At 48.1% G+C, this 6,120-nt stretch carries 4 protein-coding genes; all 4 read right to left on the minus strand.

The annotated features are described in order from the left end of the window. Positions 1–21: 21 nt before the first annotated feature. Complete coding sequence (locus COW15_RS01625; protein WP_198780136.1) at positions 22–240, minus strand: YnbE family lipoprotein; 219 nt, start codon at positions 238–240, stop codon at positions 22–24. Between the two features lie 13 nt (positions 241–253). Further along, entirely contained in the window at positions 254–3,610 is a 3,357-nt protein-coding gene (locus COW15_RS01630; protein ID WP_293629131.1) for a YdbH domain-containing protein, read from the minus strand. Positions 3,611–3,927: 317 nt separating this feature from the next. Continuing rightward, positions 3,928–5,115 (minus strand): aromatic amino acid transport family protein, encoded by a 1,188-nt coding sequence (locus COW15_RS01635; protein WP_293629133.1) that lies wholly within the window; start codon positions 5,113–5,115, stop codon positions 3,928–3,930. 608 nt (positions 5,116–5,723) lie between these two features. Next, on the minus strand, positions 5,724–6,120 hold a 397-nt coding region (gene hisE, locus COW15_RS01640), incomplete at its 5' end, for a phosphoribosyl-ATP diphosphatase (RefSeq protein WP_293629135.1).

A 6,120-nucleotide genomic window follows, 5' to 3' on the forward strand; every position in this document is an offset into this window, starting at 1 on the left:
TGATTCCTCAATTCTGATGTATTAGAACAACTGCTCATCTGACAGAAGCTGATCTAGCTCCTTATCCACTTTGATTTTTATCTCGTGTTCAATTTTCACATTGAGATTGATAACGATAGGTTTATCCGGCGGCTCAATTTTTACCGTGGGTGCGCAGCCCGGTAATATGGCAAGTGCAGCCAAGGCGACAAGCGCGCTTCGGGCATTTAGGCTAATTTGCTGTAATTGAATTATCTTCACTGAGGTTTCCTTGTTACTTCACTGATTTTTCGATTCTGTCCTGCAAGTCATTACCAATTTGCAGACTTCTAAATAATTGCAGCATGTTCTCTTCATGGGCGTAATTCAAGTGGATTGGGCGTTCAACCCCTTGGCTGCGGCCTTTCACTTCGACGAGTAGCTTAGCATCTCCGGCTTGGTCCATGTCAAAGCTGCTCGATAATTGACTGTATTGTAAGTGTTCAAGTGTCGAAAAGACAAAGTCGAGGTAGGGTTGAGATTGGCGCATCTGTTCAACCGCCGGATTGCCCGAGATGGCGATTAGGCCGCCGGGGGCGCGGGCGGCGAGTTGACCGCCGGTGATCGACACTTTGCCGTTGATTAAATCGACGGGTAATACGCCATCGAATATGCCGTCGGCATAGACACCAATTTGTGGCTGAATACGTAGCACTTCTTCCAGGCTCATGCCCTGCAATAGGAGATAGGCATGGGATTTATCCTGCAATTTAAGATTAAATTCTGGCAGTAGGAACTGGCCGCTAAGTACTTTGCCTTTGGCTGTCATGGAAACATCGGTGTCACTTAAGCCTGTGAGTTGCTGCAGCCAATTGTCGGGCAGCTTCTGCGCATCTTTGCCAAGGGCGATATCGGCTTCCACTTCGATATCGGTGAGCGGAAAGCCAGGATCAAACAGGTTAAAGGTTATCAGCGTCTGCGGACAATTGAGCTTACTAAGACTGCTAAAATAGCCTTTATCCTGCGGCTTTTTATGCGGCTCTTTTTTATGGGAGAGGCCCCAAGTAAACTCACATTGCGCCTGCAGTTTTCCGCCCTCAAAGGTGGTGTCCTGATAAAAACCTTCGAGTTCGGTCATCGACTGGGTAATTTGCATGGCAAATTGGGTCTGATCGCGCCTTTGCGTTAGGTTAAACTGCGCCTGTAATTGGCTATGACCCGTGACATTAAGCTCAGCAGGCAAGGGCTGGGTTTGATTGAGCAAGGACAGCGCCTCGGTCATGCTAGTGTCGACAACCCATTGACCCGTCAGCACTAAAGGCTTGCTCGCGGTGGCAAGGTTTAGCTTGTGTTGGCTTTGTAGCTCAACAGTACCCACTTGCCAGCTCTCATCACCAAAGAGCGTATTATTTTTCCAATTTAAGCTTTGTGCCAGCGTTAACTTGTCCAACTTAAGCACGATTTCTTTGCGGCTTCGGCCCTTGCTGCTGAGCTGCTTTTCGATATTAAGCTGACTGGCCTGCCATTCGAGCCGATTCTGCCAAGTGGCTGCGAGCAACGAGTCGAGTGGGGCTTCGACCTCGGGCTTAAACTCAAATGACATGGTTTTTTGTAATGCAATCGAGAAATGGCCCGCGCTCATATCGGTTTTAGTGATGATGCTAGGGCTCGCGCTTTTACCATTATTTTTATCAGTGTTTTTATCAGCGCTTGCCTCTGTCGCTAGGTTTTTCGCCATCTGTGTGGTTTGCGAAACATGCAGTTGCTCCAGTGCTAAGGTCAAAGGTGGCAAGGCCAGTGTTAATTGGTGTGCAGTATCGGACGCGGGTTCTGAGGTTTGTGTTGAGCTGATACTTGAGCTGATATTTGAGTTGCGCTGCGATCTGACGGTAAGCGGCCCATGGGCATGTACTTTGATACTGCCAAGGCTTATATCGGTATATTTAGCCGCATTGTTATCTTGAGTGCTTAACTGTTTAAGACCGCCGACCGTGAACTGCAGTGTGTCGCTGGCATTTTGCTGTGCTTGGGTTGTAGCGTCGATAGGCGTGGTAATGAATTGCCAGTCGGTTGAGCTTGGCGTTTGATTGAAGCTCAATTTGCCCGCAGTGGTTAACTGGCTGCTATTCCAGCTGAGATCTTGGGGCGTATTCGCCCATAATTCAGATAATTGCAGTGAGCTGGTTTGTTTAGCGTTAAGGTGCCAATCTGTTTTGAAGGACAGCGCTTCGGCGGACTTGACCACTTCAATATTGGCCAAATCGATTTGGGTATCGAGTTTACTGCCTAAGGTTTTTAGCTGAACTTTGGGAAGCTTGAGCTTAAGCGGCTTATTTTTAAGTGGCTCATTCTTAAGCGGTTGGCTCTGTGCATCCTGCTGGATTGGTGTTAGCGGATAATGCAGGGTTTCAGCCAATGTCAGCGATATTCCCACAGGTGCATCTGTGCTTTTGAGCCCTGATAGCAGCTTAGCGATTTGACTCGCTGTTTGACTTGCAACTTGATCAGGCACTTGCTCCGCAGCAGTCTTGGCTGCCGGCTGGGTTAAAGATTGAGACGAAGGCTGAGTTAAAGGCTTAGCCAGCGACTTATCGAGCAGCTGCATCAATCGCTGTTGCTGCTCTGTATTTGGACTTAGCGCTAAGGTAAAGGGCTCAAGGCTTAGGTCAAGTTCGGCTAAATGCCCGGCAATTTGAAATGCTAACTTAGGTTTTGATACAAGCTCGGGTTTTGGCGCAAGTTCTAGCGCCGCCAACTGATTAAAGGTCAGCTTAGGATCAATTAACTGGTGCTGACTGATAAGCTCGCCCGAGGTCAATGTGATACGGCTGTCAGACATCAATTGACCTTGTAAATCAATCGCTAACGCTTGCCACTCTTTATCAAGTTTAGTTAACGGACTCAGCATACTGTCCTGCGCTTGCCTCAGGCTGATTTGATGCAAGCTTGCAAGCAGCGGCGCGAGTGCAATTTGACTAGTCAGTTGCCACTGTTCGGCTGCGAGTGTGGCTTTGAGTTTAGCTATGCTTTCACCTTCGTGGCTAAACTCGCTGTTGATTTCACCCGCGCCGTTAAGGCTCAACTTATCCATTACCAAACGATAGGCGGGTAAATCATTTTGGGTGTTGAGATGGTGGGCGTTGAGAATAAGGCTGGTTTTGCCGATATCGATAAGGGGTAATGATTTGATATCTAAGGCTAATGCGGGACCTTGTTCATCGATGGCATTTCGATTGGGTAAAAACAGTGATTGCCCTAACTCGACCTCAATATCACCCGTGGAGATGTGGGTGATTTTTTGAGTGAGGTAAGCAATTTGGCTGAACTGTTTCAGTTCGGCGAAGCTCTGCGGCCAATCAAGTTTTAGCTGAATATTCAGGTTATTCAGCCTGATATGGCTGTCATGCACCCTAAGATTGGCAGAGGTAATGCGCCAATCTTCTAACTGACTGTTGCCTAGCTCAATATTAATTAGCTCGCTGTCCATGCCAGCGAGGGCAACATTTGCCGCCTGCATAATCAGTTTTTCGGCTTGGGTATTCATAATCCACACGGTTAACGCCACGCTCGCCAAGATGCCCGTTAAGCTGGTCGCTAATAAGGTCTTTTTTAGGGGGAATTTACGGAGATTCGGCTTGTTGTGGATTGGCATTGGGTTCGACTTCTATCCTTATTCACTGACCCCTGATTAAACTCGTACCTTAGCTGCGCAAAAATACACTAACCAGTATTTATAGAGGCACTTTTGCTTCGAAGCTATCGTTTCGAGCTATCGTTTCGAAGCTACCGCGTTTCGAGCTGTCGCAGCGTGCATGAGCATCAGAGGCAGTTTAACACTCAAGGGCTTAGCTGACTAATGTGAAAGGATCATCGAATAGACAAGAGCCTGCTGTCAATAGTTGAAGCTTTACAGGCTCTTGTACCTAATCTTTTATTCGGGCTAGCTAACTCTTGGTGAGTGAATTGCGGCTAGCTAAACATCTGCGCGGCGATCACCACGATTCCGCAAAATGTGACGAGCATTAAGGCAAACTTGCCGCCTGCGACCCGATATCCCGTCGGCAGATGAGCCGCGTCCCGCATCTGGCGTTGTGTCCACACCATGGCCACAGGTAAAAAGATGGCGAGGATCACCAGCGCAATCGCAGCGTAACCTAGGGCTGTGATAAAACCTTGGGGGTAGAAAAGCGCAAAACCTAAGGGCGGCAAAAAGGTGATGGCAGCGGTCAGACTACGGCCAGAGAAATTATCCTCTCGTCTTAAGGTCGAGGCCATAAAATCAAACAAGCCTAAACTTACGCCTAGAAAAGAAGTCGCAAGGGCGAGATCGGCAAACAGACTAATCGTGCTGCTTAAGTATTCGCTGTGCAGTACGCTTGCCAGTTGACTGATAAAGCTCGATAAACTCTGGTTTTCGAGTAATTGGCTTTGGCTCAATACGCCTTGACTGCCCAGTTGCCACAAAAGATAAATGACCAGTGGTAAAGCCGAGCCGAGCAGCATGATCCTGCGCAGGGCATTGACCTCAACGCCTAAGTAGCGCACCACTGATGGAATCGAGCCGTGGAAACCAAAGGAGGTAAAAATCACCGGAATAGCCGTGACAATTAAACCTTGGTTAAGTGGAAGTTCGAGTAAATGGGGGCTTTCTACCTGCGGCAGTAACAAGGCCAACATAAGCAATAATGCCAATAGCTTAAGGGTAAATAAACCGCGATTGATAAGGTCCACACAGTGGGTTCCCATGCCCACTATCGCCCCAATCAGCAGAGTAAACAGGATGGCGCCCGCCTGTGGTGGCAAACTTAACCCTAGCCAAGTGCTCAGCTTTTGGTTCACTTGCTCACCGCCACCGGCAATGTAGGCGGCGCAAAGGGCGTAAAGTAAAAACATCAAGGCGCTATTGGCAATCAACTGGCCTTTACGGCCCAATAAGCGTTGCGCCAAGTGATTAAGGCTGGCATCGCTCGGGGCGAATTGGTGGATTTCCACCATTAGCAGCGCCGTGTAGGCCATCAGCGCCCATAGGATCAACATGATGGCGGAGGACGTGCCAAAGCCGAGTCCCGCCGATGCGATAGGCAAAGCTAGCATACCCGCGCCGATTGTGGTGCCTGCGATAAGCAGCAGACTGCCGAAAATTTTATTCTGTGTCATAACATGATCTCAAATACGTGTCGCAAGAAAATGAGCTAAAGATTTGATCCAAAAGCAACTGTCTTAAAAGATGTTGATGCGATTCAATATGAAACGATTCAAGCACAAAATGATTTAAGCAAATGAGACAGTGGCGCTCAGCGGAGCAGGATGGATATGGCCACAATGGAAGGTCAGGCGAGGTGCCTATTATACCCAAACAATCTGAAGATGCTGAAACTCGTCTCTTCAGGTAGCTTGGGTATATCCATTGCGGCTACAGATAGGAATAATAAAAGGGTGTGAAACACATAAAACTTGCCTTAGCGTGTGTTGAGTAAAAACGGATAAGTGTTTTCATGCCTTGCCTTCATAACCTAACGGCAACGGAGGCTACCATAGGGAGTTGAGGTGTACTTGTCAACCATTACAACCGTATTTTGTTTGTTTTTTGTCATGTGACTAAGCTGCAAGATATGTCTAACTCACACTGAGTTTATGGTCAACGAGGGGAAGGAAAGAGGAGTTAGCTACATTTAACGCGCGATAAAAAATGCCGCAGACTTGGCTTAAGTGTGCGGCATTTCTAGATGTAAGCGACCAGCGTGATATCAAAGCCAGTGAGCCGTTTATGCTTTGCTCTGCAGTGCCTTTTCATGTCTTGCCAGCAAGTTTGCTGTGATGTCACTAAGGCTTAAGTTTTGATCTTCAAGCAATACCAGCAAGTGATAGATAAGATCAGAGGCTTCGTTAACCAGCTCTTCCTTATCGTGGGTCGCAGCGGCAAGGGCGGTTTCGAGACCTTCTTCCCCGACCTTTTGGGCGATACGTTTAGTGCCACGCGCAAACAAAGACGCCGTGTAACTTGTATCGGCACTTTGCCCTTTACGCGAGGTGATTAAGCTGGCGAGGTTGTTCAAAAAAGGGTGTGCATTATCATCTAACCAGCAACTTTCGGTGCCTTTGTGGCAGGTTGGGCCATTGGGGATCACTTGCACTAACAGGCTGTCGTTATCGCAGTCCTTA

The organism is Shewanella sp. CG12_big_fil_rev_8_21_14_0_65_47_15, assembly GCF_002783505.1.
Classification (GTDB): domain Bacteria; phylum Pseudomonadota; class Gammaproteobacteria; order Enterobacterales; family Shewanellaceae; genus Shewanella.

What these genes read in the sequence shown, in the direction of transcription:
- COW15_RS01630 (WP_293629131.1), bottom strand. Translation starts at nt 3,610, where the DNA reads ATGCCAATCCACAACAAGCCGAATCTCCGTAAATTCCCCCTAAAAAAG.
- COW15_RS01635 (WP_293629133.1), bottom strand. Translation starts at nt 5,115, where the DNA reads ATGACACAGAATAAAATTTTCGGCAGTCTGCTGCTTATCGCAGGCACC.